Origin of the sequence: Actinomadura spongiicola (genome assembly GCF_003432485.1) — a bacterium.
GTDB classification, from domain to species: Bacteria; Actinomycetota; Actinomycetes; order Streptosporangiales; family Streptosporangiaceae; genus Spirillospora; species Spirillospora spongiicola.
Window position 1 is genome coordinate 971,835 of the sequence record NZ_QVNQ01000001.1, and the last position, 22,401, is coordinate 994,235.

At 68.6% G+C, this 22,401-nt stretch carries 22 protein-coding genes and 1 pseudogene; 12 read left to right on the forward strand and 11 right to left on the reverse strand.

What is annotated here, in order from left to right; translation table 11 throughout:
* Positions 1-2: 2 nt before the first annotated feature.
* The 5 genes from D0T12_RS04575 to D0T12_RS04595 all read right to left on the reverse strand — a co-directional run bounded on the left by D0T12_RS04575 (position 3) and on the right by D0T12_RS04595 (position 5,561).
* Positions 3-680, reverse strand: a complete 678-nt coding sequence (locus D0T12_RS04575) for a VOC family protein (protein WP_117397944.1) — start codon at positions 678-680, stop codon at positions 3-5.
* Positions 681-709: 29 nt separating this feature from the next.
* Complete coding sequence (locus D0T12_RS04580; RefSeq protein WP_117397945.1) at positions 710-1,465, reverse strand: maleate cis-trans isomerase family protein; 756 nt, start codon at positions 1,463-1,465, stop codon at positions 710-712.
* A 129-nt stretch (positions 1,466-1,594) separates the two neighbouring features.
* Complete coding sequence (locus D0T12_RS04585) at positions 1,595-2,287, reverse strand: TetR/AcrR family transcriptional regulator (protein ID WP_117398056.1); 693 nt, start codon at positions 2,285-2,287, stop codon at positions 1,595-1,597.
* 44 nt (positions 2,288-2,331) lie between these two features.
* Positions 2,332-3,870, reverse strand: a complete 1,539-nt coding sequence (locus tag D0T12_RS04590) for an FAD-dependent monooxygenase (protein ID WP_117397946.1) — start codon at positions 3,868-3,870, stop codon at positions 2,332-2,334.
* A complete protein-coding gene (locus D0T12_RS04595; RefSeq protein WP_117397947.1) occupies positions 3,867-5,561 on the reverse strand; it encodes an AMP-binding protein in 1,695 nt (564 codons plus the stop codon). The genes D0T12_RS04590 and D0T12_RS04595 overlap by 4 nt, the downstream gene beginning before the upstream one ends.
* A gap of 173 nt (positions 5,562-5,734) precedes the next feature.
* On the opposite strand from D0T12_RS04595, the gene D0T12_RS04600 reads away from it, so the two are divergent.
* From D0T12_RS04600 to D0T12_RS35245, 6 genes and pseudogenes are all read left to right on the forward strand, one after another.
* Positions 5,735-6,943, forward strand: coding sequence for an MFS transporter (locus D0T12_RS04600; protein WP_199487276.1), 1,209 nt, complete (start codon positions 5,735-5,737; stop codon positions 6,941-6,943).
* A 237-nt stretch (positions 6,944-7,180) separates the two neighbouring features.
* Positions 7,181-8,770 (forward strand): tannase/feruloyl esterase family alpha/beta hydrolase, encoded by a 1,590-nt coding sequence (locus D0T12_RS04605; RefSeq protein ID WP_158581412.1) that lies wholly within the window; start codon positions 7,181-7,183, stop codon positions 8,768-8,770.
* Positions 8,771-9,736: 966 nt separating this feature from the next.
* On the forward strand, positions 9,737-10,306 hold the full coding sequence (rsgA, locus tag D0T12_RS04610) for a GTPase RsgA (protein ID WP_117397950.1): 570 nt from the start codon (positions 9,737-9,739) through the stop codon (positions 10,304-10,306).
* Positions 10,303-10,833: pseudogene (locus tag D0T12_RS36365) on the forward strand (class I SAM-dependent methyltransferase); the annotation flags it as partial. The gene rsgA and the pseudogene D0T12_RS36365, both read left to right, overlap by 4 nt.
* A 309-nt stretch (positions 10,834-11,142) precedes the next feature.
* Complete coding sequence (locus D0T12_RS35795) at positions 11,143-11,655, forward strand: GNAT family N-acetyltransferase (RefSeq protein ID WP_233525849.1); 513 nt, start codon at positions 11,143-11,145, stop codon at positions 11,653-11,655.
* A gap of 404 nt (positions 11,656-12,059) precedes the next feature.
* On the forward strand, positions 12,060-12,350 hold the full coding sequence (locus tag D0T12_RS35245) for a hypothetical protein (RefSeq protein ID WP_158581413.1): 291 nt from the start codon (positions 12,060-12,062) through the stop codon (positions 12,348-12,350).
* Positions 12,351-12,465: 115 nt separating this feature from the next.
* On the opposite strand, the gene D0T12_RS04620 is transcribed toward D0T12_RS35245, so the two are convergent.
* From D0T12_RS04620 to D0T12_RS04640, 6 genes are all read right to left on the reverse strand, one after another.
* On the reverse strand, positions 12,466-12,657 hold the full coding sequence (locus D0T12_RS04620; RefSeq protein WP_117397952.1) for a helix-turn-helix transcriptional regulator: 192 nt from the start codon (positions 12,655-12,657) through the stop codon (positions 12,466-12,468).
* A complete protein-coding gene (locus tag D0T12_RS04625) occupies positions 12,654-13,052 on the reverse strand; it encodes a hypothetical protein (protein WP_147339377.1) in 399 nt (132 codons plus the stop codon). The genes D0T12_RS04620 and D0T12_RS04625 overlap by 4 nt, the downstream gene beginning before the upstream one ends.
* A 120-nt stretch (positions 13,053-13,172) precedes the next feature.
* Entirely contained in the window at positions 13,173-13,355 is a 183-nt protein-coding gene (locus tag D0T12_RS35800) for a hypothetical protein (protein ID WP_199487277.1), read from the reverse strand.
* 9 nt (positions 13,356-13,364) lie between these two features.
* The gene (locus tag D0T12_RS35805) at positions 13,365-13,832 is read right to left on the reverse strand and encodes a transposase (RefSeq protein WP_199487278.1); all 468 of its coding nucleotides are present in this window, start codon (positions 13,830-13,832) and stop codon (positions 13,365-13,367) included.
* A 659-nt stretch (positions 13,833-14,491) separates the two neighbouring features.
* Complete coding sequence (locus tag D0T12_RS04635) at positions 14,492-15,139, reverse strand: response regulator transcription factor (protein WP_199487279.1); 648 nt, start codon at positions 15,137-15,139, stop codon at positions 14,492-14,494.
* The gene (locus D0T12_RS04640; RefSeq protein WP_117398057.1) at positions 15,127-16,389 is read right to left on the reverse strand and encodes a sensor histidine kinase; all 1,263 of its coding nucleotides are present in this window, start codon (positions 16,387-16,389) and stop codon (positions 15,127-15,129) included. The genes D0T12_RS04635 and D0T12_RS04640 overlap by 13 nt, the downstream gene beginning before the upstream one ends.
* 110 nt (positions 16,390-16,499) lie before the next feature.
* On the opposite strand from D0T12_RS04640, the gene D0T12_RS04645 reads away from it, so the two are divergent.
* The 6 genes from D0T12_RS04645 (at position 16,500) to D0T12_RS04670 (ending at position 21,762) form a co-directional block, all read left to right on the forward strand.
* The gene (locus D0T12_RS04645) at positions 16,500-17,447 is read left to right on the forward strand and encodes an ABC transporter ATP-binding protein (protein WP_233525839.1); all 948 of its coding nucleotides are present in this window, start codon (positions 16,500-16,502) and stop codon (positions 17,445-17,447) included.
* Positions 17,444-18,853 carry an ABC transporter permease subunit gene (locus tag D0T12_RS04650; protein ID WP_117397955.1) on the forward strand — a complete coding sequence of 470 codons (1,410 nt, stop codon included), beginning with the start codon at positions 17,444-17,446 and terminating at the stop codon, positions 18,851-18,853. The genes D0T12_RS04645 and D0T12_RS04650 overlap by 4 nt, the downstream gene beginning before the upstream one ends.
* The gene (locus D0T12_RS04655) at positions 18,850-19,629 is read left to right on the forward strand and encodes an ABC transporter permease (protein ID WP_117397956.1); all 780 of its coding nucleotides are present in this window, start codon (positions 18,850-18,852) and stop codon (positions 19,627-19,629) included. The genes D0T12_RS04650 and D0T12_RS04655 overlap by 4 nt, the downstream gene beginning before the upstream one ends.
* Positions 19,626-20,066, forward strand: a complete 441-nt coding sequence (locus D0T12_RS04660; protein WP_117397957.1) for a hypothetical protein — start codon at positions 19,626-19,628, stop codon at positions 20,064-20,066. Before D0T12_RS04655 ends, D0T12_RS04660 begins: the two co-directional genes overlap by 4 nt.
* Before the next feature lie 367 nt (positions 20,067-20,433).
* The gene (locus D0T12_RS04665; protein ID WP_117397958.1) at positions 20,434-21,087 is read left to right on the forward strand and encodes a DUF4360 domain-containing protein; all 654 of its coding nucleotides are present in this window, start codon (positions 20,434-20,436) and stop codon (positions 21,085-21,087) included.
* 30 nt (positions 21,088-21,117) lie between these two features.
* A complete protein-coding gene (locus D0T12_RS04670; RefSeq protein ID WP_117397959.1) occupies positions 21,118-21,762 on the forward strand; it encodes a DUF4360 domain-containing protein in 645 nt (214 codons plus the stop codon).
* The last annotated feature ends 639 nt before the right edge of the window (positions 21,763-22,401 follow it).

The window sequence follows — 22,401 nt, forward strand, 5'->3', positions numbered from 1 at the left end:
GATCAGATCAGCTCCCTCTCGTCGTCGCACCAGCCGGGCTGCTCGATCTCCCATGCGGCGGCACGTTCCACGATCAGCTCGGCCTTGCGGGCGAGCAGCTTGTCCATCGAGGGCGCTTCCCCGGCGGTGACGTCGCACAGCGCCGCGATCGTGAGCTGGGCGTCGAGGTCCTCTTGGGGGGTGACAGGCCGCAGCTGTCGAGTGATTTCGAGCATGTACCCGTTCGGGTCGTGGGTGTAGATGGACTCGATGGTCTCGTGCATCACCTGCATCTCCACGGGCCACTCGGACTCGTCAAGCCGCCGGCGGTACTCCAGCAGGTCCTCCTCGTCGGCCACGTTGAGGGCGATGTGCCGGGAGTTCTTGAAGAACTGCGGGGTGTCGTGGGGCAGCCTGGCCCACGCGTCGCCGGGTGCGGTCTGGTCGCCGGCGGGTTGCCAGCCGAAGTAGTAGAAGAACGCGAGCCGGTCGCCGTTGCCGATGTCGAAGAAGAAGTGGACGAAGTCGGGGTGTCTTTCGGGTCCCCAGCCGGCGGCGCAGATCGAGTGGACCACGGGGAACCGCAAGATGTCGCGGTAGAACCGCACGGTGGCGTTGGGGTCGAAGGTGGGGAAGGCCGCGTGGTCGACGCCGCGCACTCGGTGGACCGGCTTGGCCTGGTCGGGGCGGTCGTGGGACATGTGATCTCCTTCGGTGATCGGGCGGGTGCTCACTGGGTGGCGGGGACGCTGTCGGCGCGCAGCAGCGAGCCGGCCGCCGGGATCTCGACGGGTAGGCCGAGGCTGCGCAGGATCGAGTACGCGCCGGCGGTGGCCGCGGAGAGGACCGGGAGTCCGAACTCGTCCTCGGCGGCCTGGACGAGATCGAGGGAGGGCATCTGCACGCAACAGGAGAGCACCAGAGCGTCGAGGTCGGTCAGGTCCATGCGGCGTGCGGCCTCGAGCACCCGGTCGCCCGGGATGCACCCGACCTCCCTGTTGTCGGCGACCTCAAGCGCGCGCCAGTCCGCGACCTGGACGCCCTCGGCCTCGATGTAGGCCACGACCTGCTTGGCCAGCGGCTTCATATACGGCATCACGAGCGCCACGCGTTCGGCCTGGAGCGCCCCGAGGCCGTTGAGCAGGGCGCCGGCACTGGACAGGACCTTGGTCTCGGAGCCGCCGGATCCGAGTTGTTCGGCGATGCGAGACTCGGCGTGGCGGTGGTGGCCGGGGCCCATCGCCATGATCGCGACGAGGCAGGCGTAGAGGACCGCATCGACACCGGCGTCGCCGATCTCGAGGACGCAGCGCTCCCGCTGGGTGTTCATCGCGCGCAGTTCCTCTCGAGTGACGGCGTGCATCCGCATCCGGGAGGAGTGAAACGAGAATTCGATCCCCGTCCGCCGCAGGATGCGGGGGATTTCGGTCTCGACGGTGACGTTGGTACTCGGCACGATGAGACCGACGCGGTGGGGTGTGGACACGGTGTCTCCTTTTGCGCACAACCCGGCAAACAGCTTTGTCGATATTGCAACAGAAATGTCAGCGGAGGGTGTGCGAGATCGATCTCTCAGCAGGGCTGGGACGGGTAGGAGGGCCGCGGTGGCCGGGATTCAGCGGCGGGGTGCGATGCGGTCGAGAATCATGCGGATCTCCTCGACGGAGCGCACGGTCTCGGCTGAGGTGCTCGCCGACCCTTGGGCGAGGAGCATGTTCTGGGCGAGGTCGGTGACGGTGGCGACGGTCTCCTCGACGTCGGAGTCGCGGGAGAACCACCAGGCGACCCAGTTGCACATGCCGAGCAGGGACAACGCCGCGGTCCGGGCGTCGACCTGGCGGAACTCACCGCTGTCGATGCCGGCTTCGATGATCGCCATGACCTCGCGCAGAATCTTGCGCCTGGCCTCGCGATGCTCGCTGCCGACAGGTTCGGGCAGGACCGTCTCGGAACGGTCGAGGATCCGGAACTGGTCAGGGTGTTCGGCGCGCTGGCGCACCAGAAGGGCGACGACGTCGCGCAGCTTCTCGGTGGGCGACAGGTCGGCGCGCGCCGTGAGCCGCTCGAGCACGTCGGCCAGCCCCTGGCTGACCTGCTCCACCAGCATGGTCAGCAGCTCTTCCTTGCTGCTGACGTAGTTGTACAGCCCCGGCCGGGAGATCCCCAGCGCCTTGGCGATGTCGAGGAGGGTGGTCGACTCGTACCCCTTCTCGGCGAACAGCGCCGTGGCGGTGTCGAGAAGCTCGGAAGTGACCAGTTGCCGACTCAGGGCACTGCGCGGTTCCTTGGGGGCGGGTGCCTGGGCCATGCTGGCAGTGTACTGAGTCGTCTTCGGGGTGCCGGACGCGATGGTCATGGCGTCACCACGAAGTCCGCACGTCCTGCCGCGACCGTGGTAGCGGCGGCGGCGGGGCCATCCTCGCCGTCCAGGAACACACCGACGGGACGCTCGCCCTCGAAGCGAAGCCGTTCGGCCAGGTCGATGCGCGCGGCGACCGCTTCGGGTGTCCGTGGCCCGGTGAGCAGCACGGGGAGGCCGACACTACCGGTCAGGGTGGCGATCAGGGCATCGGCCGGTGCGCTCCACACGTCCGGGTCGTCCCAGGTGACCTCGTGCAGGGCGGTGCCGGTGGGCAGGCGGTTCCGGGTGAGCAGGCGTGCAGGCAAGGCGAGCTCCGCTTCGGCCAGGGGGCGTGAGAGCACCCACGCGTCGAGTTCCGCCGCGTTGTCCGGGACGCCGTCGCCCAGCCAGGCCAGCGCACGCCTGGCGCTGTCGAGTTGCTCGGCGGCGTAGTCGGTCAGGGTGAGGTTGCCCGACCGGGTCATGTAGGACAGGGCGAGCCGCTCCGCGGGCAGGTGGGCGCGGAGGCGGTAGCTTTCCCACCATGCCTGGCTGCGATGGGCGAGCTTCGTGAAGCGTTCCACCGGTGGGCGCCGCGCCGCCTCGTAGGCGGTGAACGCCGCCGCGGTCGACGATTCGCCGGTGAGTGCGTCGGCGAGGATGATCGCGTCCTCCAGGGCGAGCTTGGTGCCCGAGCCGAGCGTGTAGTGGGCGGTGTGCGCGGCGTCGCCAAGCAGCACCACATTGTCGATCGACCAGCGCTCAAGGGTCAGGTTGGTGAACCGACTCCACCGGGTCCGGTTGGTCAGCAGCTTGCGGCCACGGAGTTCTGGGGCGAACACGTCCTCGAGGAGGGCGACGCTGGCGTGGTCGGTCTCTCCTGTCGGCGCCTGGGCGTCGAAATCCTCCAGTTCGGCGGAGTGCCAGGTGCGGTCGTCGACCTCGATGAGGAAAGTACTGCGGTCACCGGCATAGGGGTAGGCGTGTAGGACGAAGAGCTCCTCGCCGCGCTGGACGGCGGAGAAGAACGCCGAATCCACCGCGTAGTCGGCGCCACACCACACGAAGCGGGTCCGTCCCAGGCTGGAGCGTACGCCCAGCTCGGCGGCGTACTTCTCACGTGTGCCACTGCGCACCCCATCGGCGGCGATCACCACGTCCGCGTCCAGTTGCGCGGCGTCGATGTCGCAGCCACGCCGGATCTCCACGCCGGCCTCGGTGGCCGCCGCGGAGAGGATCTCCAGCAGCGTCGCTCGACCAATGGCCAGGTTGCGGGCGCCGTGGAGGGTGACGGTCGCGTCGTGTCCCTTCAACCGGAGGTCGTGGCCGGCGTAGGAGGCCGCGCGGACGTGCTCGGCCGTGGCGGGGTCGGCGGCGGCGAGGTTGCGCATGGTCGACTCGGTGAGGCCGACGCCGAAGCCGAAGGTCTCCGAGTCGCCGCCCATGCGTTCGTGGACCGTGACCTGGAGGCTGGGCTCCCTGAGCTTGAGCAGCCGTGCGACATACAGGCCGGCAGGGCCGCCCCCGATGATTTCGATCGTCCCGGTCATCGCTCCTCCTGTGCGGCCTCGGCTGCGATCTTGTGCTCGATGTCGTCGCGCAGGTGCTTTTTGGAGATCTTGCCGACGTTGGTCAGTGGGAACGCGTCCACGATCTCGACGCGCTCGGGGAGCTTGTACTTGGCCAATCCCAGGGCGAGGAGGTGGTCCCCGAGGCCGGCGACGGTCAGGGGCTCGGCTCCGGGTTCGAGGACCAGGTATGCGCAGCCCTTCTCACCGAGCACCGGGTCGGGCATCGCCACCAACGCGGCGGTGCTCACATCGGGGTGCTGGACGATGAGCTCCTCGACCTCCTCTGCGTGGATCTTTTCCGCCCCACGGTTGATGACCTCCTTGATACGGCCCTCGATGGAGTAGAAGACCCCTTCCTCGGTGACGTGCCGCCGGGCTAGGTCTCCCGTCCGGTAGAAACCGTCGCGGGTGAATGCGTTCGTGTTGTGCGCCTCGGCACGGTAGTAGCCGCGGATCGTGTAGGGGCCGCGGGCGGCGAGCTCCCCGAGCTCACCCTCGGCGGCCTCGGCCTCGCTGCCGGGGGCCAGGATGCGGACCTCATCGCCCGGGGAGATCGGGGCACCGACGGTGTGGTGCCGGACAGCCTCGCTCGACCCGGCCGGAGTGAGCAGGAACATGCCCTCGGCCATGCCGAACATCTGGCGCACCCGGATGCCGAGCTCGTCGCGGAGCCGCTCCGCGACGTTGACGGGAAGTTTCTGGCCGCCGACCACGAAGTCGCGCACGCTGCCAAGATCCGCTTCGCGCACCCCCGGGGCCTCCAGGAGCCGGATCACCAGGGCCGGGGGCATGAGGGGCAGCACGTCGGGGCGGTGCTCCTCGATGAGCGCCACCAGGTCGCCCATCGCGGCGGTGGGTGCCACGATGAGGCAGGCGCCGGCGAGGACGGCCGGCTGGAGTGCCAGTGAGATGCCGGCGTTGTGCATGATTGGGAGCGGGTAGAGCACCCGTGTCCGCGGTGAATACCGCATCGCCTGTGCCCAGGCGCGGGAGTTGTAGGTGTACTCCTCATGCAGCCGGGGTGCCACCTTCGGCAGCCCGGTCGTGCCGCCGGAGAGCTGGAAGGCCGCGATGCCGCCCGGGTCGACGTCCAGGTACGGCAACGGGGTGTCCCCGCGTCCCGCGGCCAACACCTCCTCGTAGCCGGTTGCGCCGTCGAACGTCGGTGCGCGGGCGACCACCACCTTCTCCACCGACGCTTGGGCGAGCATCTCCTTCGCCTGCGAGAGCAGTTGGCCGGTTCCGTAGTCACCCTGGGTGAACAGGATTCGGGCCCCCGTGTGATCGGCCAGTAGGCCGATTTCTCGGGTTCCGTGCTGGGGCAGCGTGCACACTGGCCGCACGCCGGCCAGCAGGCATCCCAGGTAGCTGACCACGGTCTCGGCGACGTTGCCCATCTGGAACATCGCTGCCTCGCCCGGCCGCACACCCAGGTTCGCCAGCCCGCGGGCAAAGGCTCGCGCGTTGTCGAACAGCTCTTCGTAGGTCCACGCGACCTCGGGGGTGATCAGTGCCTGGTTGCCGGAACGCAGCGTGGCCGCGTGCTCAAGCTCGGCGGGCAGAGTCCGGCCCGACCACCACCGTTCCCTCCGGTAGCGCTCGGCGCTTTCGTCGTCGTAAGGCACGTGCCCGTCTTCGGTGGGGACGGTTTCCCCCGGCTGGGATGACATGTGAGTCACGATAGCGACTTGGAAGCCCGCATCACAACGTGAGCGTCTAAATATTGACATCCGTGTCGCACATGCGCCATGGTGTGGCCCATACCACACCTGCTGCCTCACTCTTCCGGAGCGGTGACATGACTGTGTTCGGCCCCAAACCCAGCCGCAGACCCAATCGGTACATGGTGGTGTTCATCTGCTTCGCGGCGATCGTCTTCGACGGCTACGACCTGATCATTTACGGGTCGACCGTTCCCTCCCTGCTCGCCTACGAGGAGTGGGCGCTGACGCCGGCCGAAGTCGGCACGCTCGGAAGCTACGCGCTCCTGGGCATGATGTTCGGAGCGCTGGCATCGGGGCCGCTCACCGATCGCTTCGGTCGTCGCAGGGTGCTGCTGGGCTGCCTGATCCTGTACTCGACGATGATGCTGTTGGCGGCGACGGCGCCCACCCCGGCGATCCTGGGCGTCTTCCGGTTCGTCGCCGGCCTCGGATTCGGTGGCGTCGCGCCGGTCGCCGTCGCCCTGGTCGTGGAGGTGGCACGCCCGCACGAACGTCAACGCCTCAACGCGATCATGCTCGCCGGCCTGCCCGTCGGCGGGGTACTCGCCGCACTCGCCGCGCTGACGTTCCTCGACGAGGTCGGCTTCCGCGGCATGTGGGCCTTCGGCGGAATCGCTCTCGTCACGGTCGTGCCGCTCGCCTGGCGCTACATCCCCGAAACCGCCCCCACCACGTCGAGCAAGACCCCGACGGCGGGCAGGTCGCCCCTGCGTGAGCTCACCGAGGGGCGGGCGATCCTCGCTCTGGCGCTTTTCGCGGTGGCCAACTTCGCGGGCTTCCTGCTCGTCTTCGGCCTCAACACCTGGCTGCCGGAGCTCATGCGCAAGGCCGACTACGACCTCTCCTCGGCGTTGACCTTCCAGCTCCTCCTCAACCTCGGAGCCGTCGTGGGTGGGATCAGCGGCTCCGCCCTCGCCGACCGGCTCGGGGCCCGACGCGTCGCCCCCATCACGTTCCTGGTGGCGACCGTCGCGGTCGCGGTCATGGCGTCCGCGCCGCCCACCGGCGTCATGGCCGTCGCCACGGTGGCCGCGGGCTTCGGCTCGATCGGCACCCAGATGATCGTCTTCGGCTACGTGGCCACCTACTTCGACACCGACGTCCGCGGAACAGCGCTGGGCCTCACCACCGGCATCGGCCGGCTCGGCGCCGTCACCGGACCCACCATCGGCGGCGTCCTCCTCTCCAACGGCCTCGACAACCCCTGGGTCTTCGGATTCTTCGGCGCCATCGCCATTCTCGGCGGCCTGGCCTGCGTGGTCATCCCAGCACGTCGCACAGAGCGGAGAGTCGAACCCGCCACGGCCGCGACCGCCATCAACCACTGAGACAGAGCGCAACATGCGACAGGAAGAACACGGATGAACATCGCTGTAACCACGTCAGATGAAAAACCTTCTCCCAGCCATGTACCTAGAAGAATGAAATCCCACTGGTGGCGCGGGATCGTCAGTATCTCCACTGCTGTGCTCGTCGCGCTGCTCACGGTGTCAGGTTCTGGTGCGAGCGCCGCGGGCAGAACACCCGGTGCGGCACCACCTACTCAAGATCCTCAACTAGCGCTCATGAAAGCCGAAGCCGCGGCGAGCAAGAATGCCTACAAGAACCTCTTCGGCGGGAAGAAGCCGAGCTGCGCCGCCATGGCCGGTGAGTGGATCAAGGATGATGCCGGCGACGCGCAACTGCTGACGAGCCGAGAAGTATCCGCCCGGGACGTGCCCATCTCAGCGGAAGACGCCGGTGGCGCCGTCATGACCAATCTGAAGGGCGAGACCGTCCCAACTCCGCGACACTGCGAAGTGTCCGGGTACATCGCCCCGCAGGTGGCATTCGAACTGCGCATGCCGGACCCTCAGGCGTGGAACGGTCGGTTCATGCTGGTGGCGTGCGCGGGATTCTGCGGGTCGGTCAGCTCATCCGGATGCAATCCGGGTCTGTCCCGGGGGTACGCGGTGGTGACCACGAACGGCGGACACGCCGGCTCCCCTGGCTTTGAAGCCACATGGGCTCAAGGCGACAACGCGGCGCGGCACGACTTCGCGTATCGCGCGAATCACGTCGCCACACTCTTGTCCAAGGAGATCGTCAATTCCTACTACGGAAAGCCCGCCGACTACTCTTACGTGGCGGGCTGCTCGAAGGGTGGCAACTCCGCGGTCCGGTACGCGTCCCGCTACCCCGCCGATTTCGATGGAATCCTGGCCAGCGCGCCGGTACTGGACTACCAGAGGCGCTTGAGCACCTCCTTCTCGTGGCAGGCTCAGGCGATCGAGAAGAACGGGAAGGCAGTTCTCAGCCCAGCCGACCTCACGGTGCTCCACGGGTACATCCTGAACCAGTGCGACCGGTTGGATGGACGCGCGGACGGCGTCCTCAATGACCCAGACGCGTGCAAACCCGATTTCGCCGCCATGGCATGCAAGCCGTCCAAGGCTTCACAGAAGTGCTTCTCGAACGTCCAGATCAACGCTCTGCGGAAGCTGTATGCACTCCCGTCGGACTCCAGAGGGCGTGTGATCTACTCCGCGGCGCAGACACCCGGGTCGGAACTGAACGCCACTCCCTGGCTCACCGAGATGCCCGGGGTGCCCGGCACGCCACTCGTGGAACACGGCGCCAACCAGTGGTTGAGATACATGGCGTACTCCAGGCAGTCCGACGGCTACAACAAGTCGGCCCTGAACTTCACCTTCGACCACGACCCCGCCGACATGGAGGCGATGGCAAAGGTCTACAACTCCACTGCCACCGACCTGCGCCGGTTCGAGAAACTCGGTGGCAAATTGCTGATCACCCACGGCACCGCCGACGAAGGCATCGGACTTGCAGCCACCGTCGACTACTACAAGCAACTCGTCACGGCCAGTGGCGGTTTGGCCACAACCCAATCCTTCGCGAGGCTCTTCCAGGTACCGGGCATGGCGCACTGCTCCGGCGGAGCCGGCTACGACAGATTCGACGCCCTGTCTGCACTGGAAAGTTGGGTCGAGCGTGGAACGCCGCCGAAGGAGATCGTCGCCAGGCGATCCTCTCCGCACGCCGCGAACGAGGCGATTCCTCTCTATCCCTATCCGCTTGTTCCCAAATACCGCGGAACGGGAGACCCTGCGGATCCAGCCAGTTACCGCGCGGTGACATCCGCCTCTTGGCGCTGATCCGAGAGGCACCGCCAGCGGATCCGGTCAAAGAACGCTGCGCCGAAGTTCGGCTCGATCCGCCGTCCGGACGCATCGAAATCCGGCCCCGAGTCGAAACACCCGCGCAGCGAGGCCACTAGGGCAGGGGTCTGTACCGTACAGACCCCTGCCAAGTCTTCTAGGAAGGTGCGCCTTGTGCCCTCGGTTGGAGGAGCTATGGCCGAAGGGCTGCACATCCGGGTCGCGCCGGATCTCGCCGTCCCTGGAACGCGCCCGCCCCACCGCCGCACGTCAGTGCGCAGGGAATGGGCGGTACTTTCCGGTGCGCGGACCGCGGTTGCGGGCGCACCTCTCGGCTGATTGTGGACGGGGCCGGCAGAGCTTCTCAGCGATCGCAAGCGGGGAGTTCTTGCCCTGGAGCATCTCGGCGATGACGATCCGCTCGTCCTCCGGCAGGAACCGCGGCGAGCCGGCGGCACTGTCAGGCTGATGGCAGCGACGCTGTCGCGGTCGCCCGATCCAGCACATTCCGGTAGACGCGCAGCCAGGGGCACCGCAACCCATCATCCGATATGGTCCGACCGCTGCCCGGCAGACGATCGGTGGCCAGCGCGCAACGGGAGGCGTCGGCACGCCTGGCCACATGCTCGGCCTTCACCCGGTCGTCCGGTTTCACGTTGTTGACGGTCGGAGGCGTCCAGTTGTTGGTAGGAGGCGTCGGCGGACAAGAGCGGGAACGGCAGCGGTACGAATGACCTGGTCGGGGTGCTAGGCTGCTGTTCGTTCGGTATCAGATCGGCGTGGGAGGGAGTGAGTTTTGATGACCGCGGTGAAGACCGCTGCCATGCGCAGCGCCCGGACCAACCTCACGTCCCGGGCCCCGGTCTGACCTACTTCTTCCCCCAGCCTTGGAGCCATCGGGCTCGCCAGGCGGGGTGATGGCCGCGTCTCGTCGGGGCCCCTTCTCCGCAAGGGTCTCTCACGTTGCCAAACACGTACAACGATCCATCCGGCCTGTCCCGGTACGGGTGGACCGGCACATTCGACCGAACCTTCACCGAGCACTACGCAGCGGACCTCACACCGGCCCGGAACTCCCGGGTCGATCGCGGCCTGTGCACGGCGATCACCACGTCGGGCCCGCCCGACCCGCTCCTGACGCCCTGCACCGGCGACTGGGCCGCGCCGCGGCACAGCGTGATCGTGCGCTCGTCGACGTCCAGGTCCTCCTACGGACAGGCGCTCGCCGCCAACGTCGACACGGCCGTCATGGCCCTGTCCCTGGACGCGGCCAAACCGGAACGGCAGCTCGCCCCGGCCTGGGCGAGCGGAGCACAGCCGATGATCGCCTTGACCAAGGCGGACCCGGCCCACGGCCCCGAGGCCGAAGCTCTGGCACCCGGCGTGGACATCCTGCTCACCACCGTCGACACCGGTCACAACATCGACGTGCCGGCCGCGACGCCGCACGGCACCACCGAGATGCTCGGCCCCTCGGGCGCGGGCAAGTCCACCCTCGGCGACACCTACAGGGTTAAGGACCAGCGGCCATGACCGGCCGCGTCCCACCGGCCTCCCCGACCGCTCATCATCCACCGGAAGGCCGCACCACCCTGCCCGAAAGCCCGTACGACCCGATCAGCGACCCCACAGTGGCGGCGTTCTTCACCCTGTACGACAACCTGGCACGTCAAGGCCCCGGCTCCGACGCGACCACCCGCCACCTGCTGTCCCTGGCCGGGCCGCTGGCGCAGCGCCCGCGCGTCCTGGACTTGGGCTGCGGGCCGGGCCGCTCCTCGCTGGTGCTGGCCCAGGCCGGCGCCGAGGTCACGGCCGTCGACCTGCATCAGCCGTACCTCGACCAACTGGAACGAACCGCCGCTGACCGGGGCCTCGCCGTCCACACCATACGAGCGTCGATGGCGGATCTGCCCTTCCCGGACGAGAGCTTCGACCTGATCTGGGCCGAAGGATCCGCGTACTTCATCGGCTTCGCCACCGCGCTGCGCTCCTGGCGGCGGCTGCTCGCCCCAGGCGGCCGGCTGGTCGTCACCGAGTGCGAATGGAGCACCGACTCCCCGTCCGCCGAAGCCCGCGTGTTCTGGGACCAGGCGTACCCGCTACGCACACAAGAGCACAACATCGCCACGGCGCACGCCGCAGGGTACGCCGTCGTCGCGCAGCACACACTCCCCGACCGCGACTGGTTCGACCAGTACTACACGCCACTGTCAGAGCGCGCCCACGCCGCCGACACGACCGTCCCCGGGATGCGCGAGGCGGTCGCGGTCACCCTGCAAGAGATCAACATGCGCCGCGAGCACGGCGCGGATTACCAGTACACCGGCTACGTCCTGGACCCGCAGAACGACAAGGAGACGAACCCGATCATGAGCTCTTCCCTCACCACCCGCCCCGAGCGCGCCGACGACGTCGCCATCATCCGCGACATCAACCTTGCCGCCTTCCCCACTCCGCACGAGGCCGACCTCATCGAGGCGCTGCGGGCCGACCCGCAGGCGTGGCTGCCCGGCCTGTCCTGGCTGGCCGAGGCCCCCGGCGGCGAGCTCGCCGGATACGCACTGCTCACCCGCTGCCACGTCGGCGACTCACCCGCCCTCACCTTGGGCCCGTGCGCCGTCAAGCCCGAACATCAGCGGCAGGGCGCGGGTTCCGCCGCCATCCGCGCCGCGCTGCAAGCCGCACGCGAGCAGGGCGAGAACCTGGTGCTCGTGCTCGGCCACGCCGAGTACTACCCGCGCTTCGGCTTCACCCCGGCCTCCGGATTCGGAATCAGCCCGCCCTTCGACGTCGAGGACAAGTACATGATGGCGCTCGCCCTCACCCCTGAACGACCTGTCCCGAGCGGCGTCATCCGCTACCCGGCGGCGTTCGGCGTCTGACCCCCTTCCGGCGATAACCCCTGGTTCCACCATGCGATCCACGCTGCCGCCCCCTGCGGCCTGGCGGGTCTGGTAATCGACGGCGGGTGCAGCCGAGGCACGTCGAAGGAGCACACCTGTTCGCTTCTCTAGGACGGCCCGTCCGAGGAGCGAGTGGACCGGCATCGCCGTATCGCATGTCCTCAGCGGAAGGCGAGATCCGGGTGCGCGGTGCGCTCACGTCGGTTGGCACCGCTTCCACCGCCGCGGGTCCCTGCCGCCAATGGTGCGCCCTCACCAGCCCCTCGCCCGCCCCTTCCTTGTGGGCGGGCGAGGGGCTGGTGCCGTCGAGCCGGTCCATCGCGGCGGGCGCGACCAGTCGCTGGTCGGCGAACAGGTGGGAAGGGCCGTGGTAGGCCCCGGCGATGGCGAGGGAGACCTCGCCGTACCTGCCGTGCACGACGATCCGCCGGCCGAACGTGATGCGCTTGGCCTCACCACGGAGGGCCGGCGGGCAAGGCGATGTGGCGGACCTGGCCGTGCCATCCATGGTTGCAGTCTTCGCCGCGGCGGGTGGTAAGCCACTCGCGCCATTCCTGAAGCCCTGGTCCGCCGTGCCGTTGTGGGTGCCGGAGGTCGGCGGGCCGATCGACCCGGCCAACGAGGCCCACGACATGATCATGTCGACGTTCGGATCCATCAGCAAGGGCGAGTGAGCCCGGATCAAGACGTCGGGTCCGGTCCACCACGGCCGCGATGTCCCAGACCACCACCCCGCACATCGGCGGCCGTCCACCGTACGGGTACCGGCTGGTCGAAGCCGGGCCGGGTTCATTCATAGAGGAACAGTTCCTCGATGCTCAGGTCGAAGAGCTTGGCGAGACGGAAGGCGAGGGGAAGGCTTGGGTCGAATTTCCCTGTTTCGATGGCGTTGATCGTCTGCCTGGACACGCCCGCACGCTGAGCCAGGTTGGCCTGCGTCCAGCCTCGTTCGGCGCGAAGGTCTGTGATGCGGTTCTTCATCGGTATCGCAGCTTGCCGACGGCGAAGGCGACCAGAAAGACGACTCCCATGAGCGTGGGGAGGATAGCGATATCGACGTCGCGGGTGACGAGGCTGGCGGCGTCCGCAACGACATAGGTGAATCCGAGGATCCACCCCACGCCGAGGGTGACCGCCAGCGCATCCTGCATGATCTTCCGTTGCAGCTCATCGAGCGCGTGGAGAAAGCGCGTGAAGGTGACGATCCAGCCGATGCCCACGGCGAGATTGACGGCAACGGCGGCCCAGCTCGCCACCCGCTGTGGCGGATCCCATAGGAGTTGCGGGCCGAACTTGGCCAGGGCAACGGTCGCTGCCCAGGCGAGTGTCCAGAGCACGAGCCGAGCGCTCGCCTTCGCCTCGTTACGCGCTTGCACGGTGCCCTCCTCCGGTGCGGTGTCAAGGACACTTGACACGCTACGAAGCGCCGCGCCTTGATGTCAAGTGTCCTTGACATCAAGCGCCGTCTGGTTAGTCCTCGGCAGAAGCGTCTGGGGTCACTTGTCGAGGGTGTAGCGGACGTGCGGAGCTTTGGGGTAGCCGGTGACGAGGTGGGGATGGCGTTGTCGGCGGTGGAAGAACCTTCGGGGTTCGGCGGCGAGTTCGGCCTGGTTCCTGCCCCGGTGAGTGTGGGGCAGGCTCCGTTTGAGGTCGGAGTTGACCGGCTCGTCGGGGCTCACTACGGGTGACTACGAAGGCAAGAAGTGCAGCTCGATTTCGTCTTTGTGGTCGACGAGCCAGGCCCGGACGTTCTTGGAGCGGTGGGCCGAGTGCCGGCCGACGATCAGATGGACCTTCCGGTCGAAGCGCCCGACGAGCCAGGCGAGGAACCGGCACATAACCGTCGCGTCGAACAACTCGGTGAAGTGCATCCGGCCGCGGGTGCTGATCGCGGACATCCCGCTTACGGAGAACCGGTTCCCGGTGCGACGGCCGACCGGAGCATTTCCCTGCTCACCACCCCAGGCGCGGCCGGTGACCTGGCCTGAGCGGACCCCGACCTGGTCGGCGAGCAGGACATCGCCGTTCTCCGTCCTCGCTCCCATCCGGATTGCGAGCCAGATCGCCTCGCGCCAGACGTCGACCGCCTCCGGACCCTGCTCGACCGCCCGCTTGTCCGGACGGGTCGGCCCCCACCACTTGAGGCACTTGCCCACCCGGGCTCGGTGAACCGGATCCCGTACAGTTTGAAGATCAGCTCGCCTCTCGGCCCCCGCGTCTACAGCTGACCGGAAAGCCCCAGGCCGGAGGTGAGCTGGGAGATCCCTGGAGCCGGCCGACAGGTGCGACTGCTCGGCCCGGACGAGCAGGTGTTCGCGGCGATGCTGGACGGTTGGCGGAACCAACAGCTGGCCCGGAGCTTGGCAGCGCCCGAGGGTAGGGAATCACCCCCATCCGAACGCGCGGGCACCGTCATCTGGAATACCGCGGCGTCGACCTCCGGGCCCAGTCGACCCCGGCGGCTCGGGTGTTCGTGTCGTCGAAGACCTTGTTCGGTGTCGCCGGCCAGCAGGCCGCGCATCCGGGCGGGCGCTTGCTGTTCAGCGTCCGGATCGTCAGCGGTGTGCAGGCAGCGGGCGGCGCGCCCAGCAGTATTCCAGGACGTGGATCGGGTCGCGGACGATATGGATCCTCACGCCGCAGCGGGCGCTTCGGCTTGGAGCAGATGGATCCGGTGTGGGTCTCCGTCGACCAGCACCACCCAAGTCCGGGCATGGCCGGGGTCGCGAGGGGTGGCCTGGTCGAAACGCGGTGCCGATCACGACCTGGGCGAACTCGATCACCGATCCGCGCGACAGCGCCGCTTGGACACGGGTCATGCGCGGAGGTAGGCGAGGACGGCGCGGACGCGGCGGTGGTCTTCGGTGCTGTCGGCGGGCAGGTCGAGTTTGGTGAAGATGGCGTTGATGTGCTTGCCGACCACCTTCTCGCTGACCATCAGCCGTTTGGTGATCGCCGCGTTGGAGCGTCCCTCGGCCATGAGGGCGAGGACCTCCCGTTCGCGGGGGGTGAGGCGGCCGAGGGGATCGTTGCGGCGCGTGATCAGCTGGCGAACCACCTCCGGCTCGATGACGCAGCCCCCGGCGGCGACCCGTTCGACTCCTTCCACGAAGTCGCCGACGTCGAGCACGCGGTCCTTGAGCAGGTAGCCGACGCCGCCCGAGTCGGTCGACTCCAGCAGCTTGGCGGCGTACGCGGTCGCCACGTACTGGCTGAGGACGAGCACCGGCAGGCCCGGCCGCTCGGCGCGCAGGGCGACGGCGGTGCGCAGTCCCTCGTCGGTGAAGGTCGGCGGCATCCGCACGTCGGTGATCACGACATCGGGCCGGTGTTCGGCGACGGCGGCGGCCAGCGTCGCCGAATCGCCCACCGACGCGACGACCCGGTGACCGAAGCGGTCGAGCAGGGCGACCAGGCCCTCGCGGGGAAGGACCGCGTCGTCGGCGAGCACTATCCGGAGCACGGCAGCTCCAGCCGGACGGTGGTCGGCCCTCCTTGGGGGCTGGTCAGGGTCAGGGTGCCGTCGAGGGCGTCGACGCGGTCGGCGAGCCCGGTCAGGCCGCTGCCCTTGGCGGGGTCCGCGCCGCCGGTCCCGTCGTCGTGGATCTCGATGCGCAGGAGCCGGCCGGTCAGCGTTGCGGTGATTTCAACGCGGGACGCACGGGCGTGCTTGGCCGCGTTCGTGAGGGCCTCGGCGACGACGAAGTAGGCCGCCGACTCGACGGCGGCGGGTTGTCGGCCGGGCAGGTCCAGTTCGACGGCCACCGGCAGCGGCGACCGGTCGGCCAGCTCGGCGACCGCCGCCGGGAGGCCGAAGTCCGTGAGCACCCGCGGATGGATGCCACGTATCAGCTCGCGCAGCTCGGTGAGCGCGGATCTGGCCTCGCCAGTGGCCTCGGCGATCAGGGACCTGGCCGCCTCGGGGTGGGTGTCGAGCTCCATCTGAGCCCTGACGAGGGTCATGCCGAGCTGGAGCAGGCGTTGCTGGGCGCCGTCGTGGAGGTCGCGTTCGATCCGCCGGCGTTCGACCTCGAAGGCGTCGATGAGCCGAGCCCGGGAGCGGGTCAGCGTCCGGATCCTCCCGTCGTCGGCGGACAACAGCAGCCGGGCCAGCTCCGCCTGGAGCATCGCGGCCGCGGCCGTGGCGTAGCCGAGCAGGATCACGGTGGCCGCGATGGCGAGGGCCGCTCCCCCCGCGAGGAAGGGCGATCCGGCGCTCGCGCCGGATCCCGCCGACGCCGTCCCGTCGCCTGCTCCCGACTCGACGAAACTGGCCGCTCCGCTGGCGAAGATCAGCGCCGGGGCGAGCCCGACCACCAACGCCATCAGGTTGATGACCAGCAGGACGCTGCCGTTCAGCACCAGGAAGGCCAGTTCCCTCCACGTGACTGCCTCGGTGCAGCGGCCGTGCAGCCACCGGGCGAAGCCGGGCCGTTCCGGTGGGCGGTGCGGGTCCGGCAAGGCCGGGCCCCCGAGCAACATCACCCGGCGGCGCTCGACGGCCACCAGCGGCCGGACCAGCTCAGGCGTGAGGATCACTCCTCCAGCCAGCAGCGCGGGCGGCAGCCAGACCACGGTGGCCAGGCCGGTCAGGACACCGGAGACGGCATAGCCGAACGTCCGCAGCGGCCATGCCGACAGGACGAACCGAAACGGCCGATGGCGGATCGCCTCCGCCGCGGTCGTCACCTTCGTCCTGCCGGAGGCCGCCATGCCCGCCATGGTAGGGGGGTAGCCGCCGCTGGGCGGTAGGGCTGGCCCTCCCGCCAAGATGGAGCCACGGCCTCCTGCGCCACGCTCCGGCGCTGGCTTTGATGGCTGCCGTGAACGCGAATCGACGAGGTGCCGCGCCCACGATCGAGGTCCAGGGCATCCGCAAGCGGTACGGGCGTGTCCTCGCGGTGGACGGCCTGTCCTTCACCGTCCCGCCTGGGCGGGTGACCGGGTTCGCCGGCCCCAACGGAGCCGGCAAATCGACGACGCTGCGGTTGATCCTCGGCCTGGACGCGCCCGATGAGGGCAGCGCCCTCATCGGCGGCCGTCCCTACCGCGGTCTGCGTACCCCACTGCGCGAGGTGGGGGCGCTGTTGGACGCCGGCGCGATCCATCCGGGTCGGCGCGCCGACGATCACCTGCGGTGGTTGGCGCGCAGCAACGGGCTGCCCGTGCGGCGGGTCCGGGAGGTCCTTGAGCAGGTCGGCTTGGCGCAGGTGGCGCGGCGCCGGGCCGGCGGCTTCTCCCTGGGGATGAGACAACGCCTCGGCATAGCCGCCGCGCTTCTCGGTGACCCGCCGGCACTGATGTTCGACGAGCCGGTGAACGGTCTTGATCCTGAGGGCGTGCACTGGATCCGCGGGCTGCTGCGCGGCCTGGCGGCCCAGGGCCGGACCGTGCTGGTCTCCAGTCATCTGATGAGCGAGCTCGAGGACACCGCCGATCACCTCGTCGTCATCGGCCGGGGACGGCTCCTGGCCGATGCCGCCGTGCGCGACGTATGCGACGCCGCCTCGGAGGGCCGCTACGTCCTGCGGACCCCGCGGCCGGCCGAGGCGGCCGGCTCGCTGCGGTCCGCCGGTGCCGCCGTGACCGTCTCCGGCCCGGACTCGCTGATCGTCTCCGGCCTGGCCGCCGACCGGATCGCGGCGCTGGTCACGGCGGCCGGGGTGACGTTCTCGGAGCTCACCGCGCACCGGGCTTCATTGGAGGAGGCGTATCTCCGCCTCACCCGCGCGGCTACCGATTACACCGCGTCGACGGAGGAGCGGCGGTGACGGCCGGATGGCGGACGGCGGGCACCGGCTTCGGCGGTCTGATGCACGCCGAGTGGACGAAGCTCCGGTCGGTGCCGTCCAACCTCTGGTCGCTGCTCGCCGCGATGGGGCTGATCGTCTTGTTCGCCGTCATGATCTCGTCGGGGAACCCGGGCACCTACGCCGAGACGCCCTACGTCGACCGGTTCCGGTTCGCGCACCAGACGCTCACCGGCGACGGCTCGATCGTCACCCGCGTACGCGAACAGCACGCCACCCATCCCTGGGCCATGGCCGGTGTCATGATCAAGCAGAGCGCCACCGCCGGGACGCCGTATGCGGCTGTTGCGATCACCCCCGGGCACGGCGTCCGGATGCAGGCGCGTTTCACCACCGACATCGCCGGCGGCGCGCACCGCGCACCGCGCTGGCTCAAGCTCGTTCGGGCGGGTGCCACCATCAGCGGATACGAGTCCGCCGACGGGCGCACGTGGCGCCGCGTCGGCGCGGTCAGCCTGCCCGGGCTGCCGCCGGTCGCCGAGATCGGCCTGTTCGCGACAGCACCGGGCGGGGAGCGCGCCGTCCCCATGCGGCCGGCGCTGGTGAAGACCGGGCCCGCGAAGGCCACCTTCGACAACATCAGCGTGACGGGTCCCGCCCTCTGGTCGCGGTGGCGCGTGGACGACGTGGGCCGCGCGGATTCGCCGGAACCCCCGGCCACCGCTCGACCGCCGGACGACGGTGGCGCCTTCACCCTGGCCGGCCTGTCCGGAGACATCCTCGGGCAGGCCGACGACGGAAGCCGGGTCATCGCGGCGGTAGCGGGCAGCATCGCGGGACTGGTTCCGCTACTGGCGTTGGGCGTGTCCTTCATCGCCTCCGAATACCAGCACGGTCTGATCCGCACGACGTTCACCGCCAGCCCGCGGCGCGGCCGGGTGCTGGCCGCGAAGGCGGTCGTGCTCGGCGGCGTCACCTTCGCCGCCACGCTGGTGGCCGTCGTCGCCGCGTTCCTGGCGAGCCAGCCGCTGCTGCGCCGACAGGGCTTCGGCCCGCCTACCTTCCCGGACCCTTCGATCGCCGACCCGACCGTGTTTCGAGTGCTCGTCGGCACGGCCGCGTTCCTGTCGCTGATGACGGTGTTCGCCCTGGGCCTCGGAGCGGTGCTGCGTCGCCCCGCGGCGGCCGTGCCCGCCGCCGTCGCCGTGGCCCTCGCGCCGATGGTGGTCACGCCGTTGTCCGGCAGTCCCTGGCCGCAGCGGCTGGCGCCCCTGGCCGCGCTGTCGATCCAGCAGGTCAAGGAGACCGACGACGCGTTCCTGCTGCCGTGGACGGGCCGTCCGTGGACCGGGCCGGCGATCTTGACGGCCTATGTGGCGGCCACGCTCGTCATGGGCTGGCTGCTGATGCGCCGGAGGGACGCATGAGGCGCGCATTGCTCGCCGAATGGACCAAATTGCGCACCGTGCGGAGCACTGCCTGGACCCCGTGGACGGCCGCCGTCCTGACGATGGCGCTGAGCCTTCCGATCCTCGGAACCGCAGGGCCGGACACCACCGCCTGCGGCGCCGCAACGGGATGCGATCCCGTCCGGCTCAGCCTCACCGGAGTCCAACTGGGCCAGCTCGCCGTCATTGTCACGGCCGTCCTGACCATGAGCGCCGAGTACGGCACCGGACTGATCGTCCCGACGCTCACCGCCGAGCCACGCCGGCTGCGCGTCCTGACGGCCAAGGCGATCACCGTGACGGCGACGGCGCTGTGCGCCGGTCTGATGAGCGTGGCCGGCTGCCTGATCGCCGGTCATGTACTGCTGCCCGGCGCCGACCTGTCCTCACCACTGGTCCCGATCACCTGGCCCGCGATGCGGGCGGCCAGCGGAACCCTCCTCTACCTCGTCCTCATCGCGCTGTTCAGCCTCGGTCTGGCCGCCGCTCTACGCGATACCGCCACAGCCCTTTCGACCGTCTTGGCGCTGCTCTACATGCCCGGGATCCTCGCCCGGTTCATCGCCGACGAACGCTGGAACACCCTGGTGGACAGGTACGCGCCCATGTCCGCCGGACTCGCCGTCCAGAACACCGACCACCCTTCCGCCCAGTCCATCGGCCCATGGGCCGGCCTGGGCGTCCTCGCCGCGTATGCGACCGCCGTGATGGCCGCCGGCGCCGTCCTGTTCCATCGCCGCGACGCGCGTACATGAAATGGATCAACGAAACCGAGCAGGAACGCGCCCGGTTGGAAGGCGAGGTGAGCGCCATCCCAGCCGACCAGGCGATCAGCGGTTACGGGCTTGCGGAGGTGTCGCACCGCACCGGCGAACTCGCTCGCGCCGTTGCGGACGCCCACCCCCATGACAAGACGGATCTCTACAGGGAACTCGGGTTGAGGATGACGTACTACCCGCAGAAAAGACTCGCGCCGGGTGCCGAGCTCTTCGGCTGTCAGCCGGCGCCCGGTCATGCTCACCGCGGCCAGCATCTCGACGTATCCGTCGAGGAAGGCCGCCCAGTCGCCGCCGACGGCGACTTCTGCGATGACGGCGGGGTCAAGTTCCCAAGGCTCGTACTCGGTCATCACGGCCGATCCGCGGCGCTGCCATCATTGCCGGGCCCTAGCAAACTCACCCACCCGGCGTAACCAGGTGGTGGGCGCCATGTCGCACCGAACGCGGCGTGAGCGGCACTGAGGCGCAACGTGCCGTAATCCTCTGACTCCATTCCGATGGTCTCCGTCATGTAAACCAGGCGGTGGAACGTTCCTTGTCAAAAGAATACCTGTGTGATGCGATTTTCGATCCTGACGTCGAAGATTGCACGGTGCGCCTGTTAAGTTAATTCGAACATAGAAAGGCAAAAACGTGGCGATTGACACTTCTGGAGGTGATAGCTACCCTCCATTCAGATCCTGGCGCTGTGGCCACTTCCGGGATTCTGGGAACCAAATTGTCGGGCATCTTCATCCCTGGCCGCTGAAGGAAGCGGCCAATCCAGTAAAGAGGAACGCCATGCGCAAAGGAATTGCAGGTTCTGCTGCGATAGCGGCCGCGGCCGCTCTGACCGCAGTGTCCGCCACCCCTGTCGGCGCGTCCACTCCGCTGCTCGCCCGCGGCCCTGATGGGGTCACGGTCGAGATCGCCACCGTCAACGGCTCCGGGTGCCCGATCGGCACCGCCGCGGTCGCCATCTCGAAGGACAAGGAAGCCTTCACCGTCACCTACAGCGACTACCTGGCGCAGACGGGCGGCTCGTCGAAGCCCACCGAAGCCCGCAAGAACTGTCAGATCGCCATGAAGGTGCACGTGCCGCAGGGCTTCACCTACGCCATCGCGCAGACGGACTACCGCGGATACGCCAATCTGGTGAAGGGTGCCAAGGCCACTCAGAAGGCCAGCTACTACTTCCAGGGCAGCTCCCAGACCGGTGCGATCACACACTCGATCAAGAGCCCGCACGACGACAACTGGCAATTCACGGACAAAATCGAGGTCTCCCAGCTCGTCTGGAAGGAGTGCGGCGAACAGCGCAACTTCAACATCAACACCGAACTGCGCGTCGAGAAGGGCACATCGGACGCGTCGAAGGTCAGCTTCGTCGCCATGGACTCCACGGACGGCAGCATCAAGACGACCTACCACTTCGCGTGGAAGCGCTGCCCCTAACCCCACCCTTACCATGAAGGAGAACGATCCATGCGCAATGGAGTGTTCGCTGCGGCGGCCTGCCTGTCCGGCCTGGCCCTGACCGCGGGCGTGGCCCCGACGGCATCGGCCGCGGCCGACCCGCCGCCCCCGGGCAAGATCACCATGAAGGTTCTCACGGTCAACGGCTCCGGCTGCCGCGCCGGAACCGCCGCCGTGGCCCCGTCGAGCGACAACACCGCCTTCACCGTCACCTACAGCGACTACACGGCCCAGGCCGGCGGGAAGTCGAACCCGACCGACATGCGCAAGAACTGCCAGCTCAGCCTGTCCGTCCAAATTCCGCAGGGCTTCACCTACGCGATCGCCAGCGCTGACTACCGCGGCTACGCGAACCTGGCGAAGGGCGACACCGGGCTGGAGCGCGCGAGCTACTACCACCAGGGCATGGCCCAGACGACGCCCGTCAGCCACACCATCAAGGGCAAGTTCTCTAACAACTGGCAGTTCACCGACCGCACCCCGGTCGCCGAACTCGTCTACAAGCCCTGCGGTGAGAACCGGAACTTCAACATCAACACCGAGCTGCGCGTGGAGAAGGGAACCTCGGACCCCGACGCGACGAGCTTTATCTCCTTCGACTCCGCCGACGGCAGCGTGAGGACCCTCTACCAGTTCGCCTGGAAGAAGTGCTGAGTGCTCTGACCCAGAATGGCCGGGCCGTGCCCCATGTCCCACATGGGGCACGGCCTGGTTCCTCGTTCAGGCAAGATGCTCCTCGCCTCGGGGGTGCCTCCGCCATCCGTCGCATAATTCGCTTGTGTCCAGGTCGCTGATTCATGCTCTGGTTTCGGTGCGTCCATCACCGCCCACGTTCGTAGGCAGACACGATCACTCGTCCGGCCGCGCCGATCATCTTGTTGTGAACCACCCGCGCTTCACTCGGCTCCTCCAACGGCCAGGTTAGGCGCGAGGGGACAGCGTCCAGCGCTCGGACTGTTGAAATCAGCCCGTAGCGAGGGAGCGACTTCGGAGCCATGCCACCTGGCGCCGACACGGTGGCCCGCGTCCAGGCCCCCTGGACCGCTCGCCCTGATCTCGGCTGCGAGCGGAGGACTTACCGTTAGGCCCCCTGGGCGATGGTCGAGCCTTCATGGCCCAACCCGGGGTGACGCTCAGCAGGAGGTCCGGGGAGCTGCCGTTCGGGTTAGGGCCTGTTTAGTAAGTGATCTTGGTGATGGCTCGGAGCCAGATGTCGATCACGGCGATCTCGATGGTGGCCTGGTAGCGGACGGCGAGCTTGTCATACCGGGTCGCGACCGCACGGTGCTGCTT

Coding starts and splice junctions, on each gene's coding strand:
- D0T12_RS04575 (WP_117397944.1), bottom strand. CDS start 680: ATGTCCCACGACCGCCCCGACCAGGCCAAGCCGGTCCACCGAGTGCGC.
- D0T12_RS04585 (WP_117398056.1), bottom strand. CDS start 2,287: ATGGCCCAGGCACCCGCCCCCAAGGAACCGCGCAGTGCCCTGAGTCGG.
- D0T12_RS04590 (WP_117397946.1), bottom strand. CDS start 3,870: ATGACCGGGACGATCGAAATCATCGGGGGCGGCCCTGCCGGCCTGTAT.
- D0T12_RS04595 (WP_117397947.1), bottom strand. CDS start 5,561: ATGTCATCCCAGCCGGGGGAAACCGTCCCCACCGAAGACGGGCACGTG.
- D0T12_RS04600 (WP_199487276.1), top strand. CDS start 5,735: ATGGTGGTGTTCATCTGCTTCGCGGCGATCGTCTTCGACGGCTACGAC.
- D0T12_RS04605 (WP_158581412.1), top strand. CDS start 7,181: ATGAAAGCCGAAGCCGCGGCGAGCAAGAATGCCTACAAGAACCTCTTC.
- D0T12_RS35795 (WP_233525849.1), top strand. CDS start 11,143: ATGAGCTCTTCCCTCACCACCCGCCCCGAGCGCGCCGACGACGTCGCC.
- D0T12_RS35245 (WP_158581413.1), top strand. CDS start 12,060: ATGGCGAGGGAGACCTCGCCGTACCTGCCGTGCACGACGATCCGCCGG.
- D0T12_RS04620 (WP_117397952.1), bottom strand. CDS start 12,657: ATGAAGAACCGCATCACAGACCTTCGCGCCGAACGAGGCTGGACGCAG.
- D0T12_RS04640 (WP_117398057.1), bottom strand. CDS start 16,389: ATGGCGGCCTCCGGCAGGACGAAGGTGACGACCGCGGCGGAGGCGATC.
- D0T12_RS04655 (WP_117397956.1), top strand. CDS start 18,850: ATGAGGCGCGCATTGCTCGCCGAATGGACCAAATTGCGCACCGTGCGG.
- D0T12_RS04660 (WP_117397957.1), top strand. CDS start 19,626: ATGAAATGGATCAACGAAACCGAGCAGGAACGCGCCCGGTTGGAAGGC.
- D0T12_RS04665 (WP_117397958.1), top strand. CDS start 20,434: ATGCGCAAAGGAATTGCAGGTTCTGCTGCGATAGCGGCCGCGGCCGCT.
- D0T12_RS04670 (WP_117397959.1), top strand. CDS start 21,118: ATGCGCAATGGAGTGTTCGCTGCGGCGGCCTGCCTGTCCGGCCTGGCC.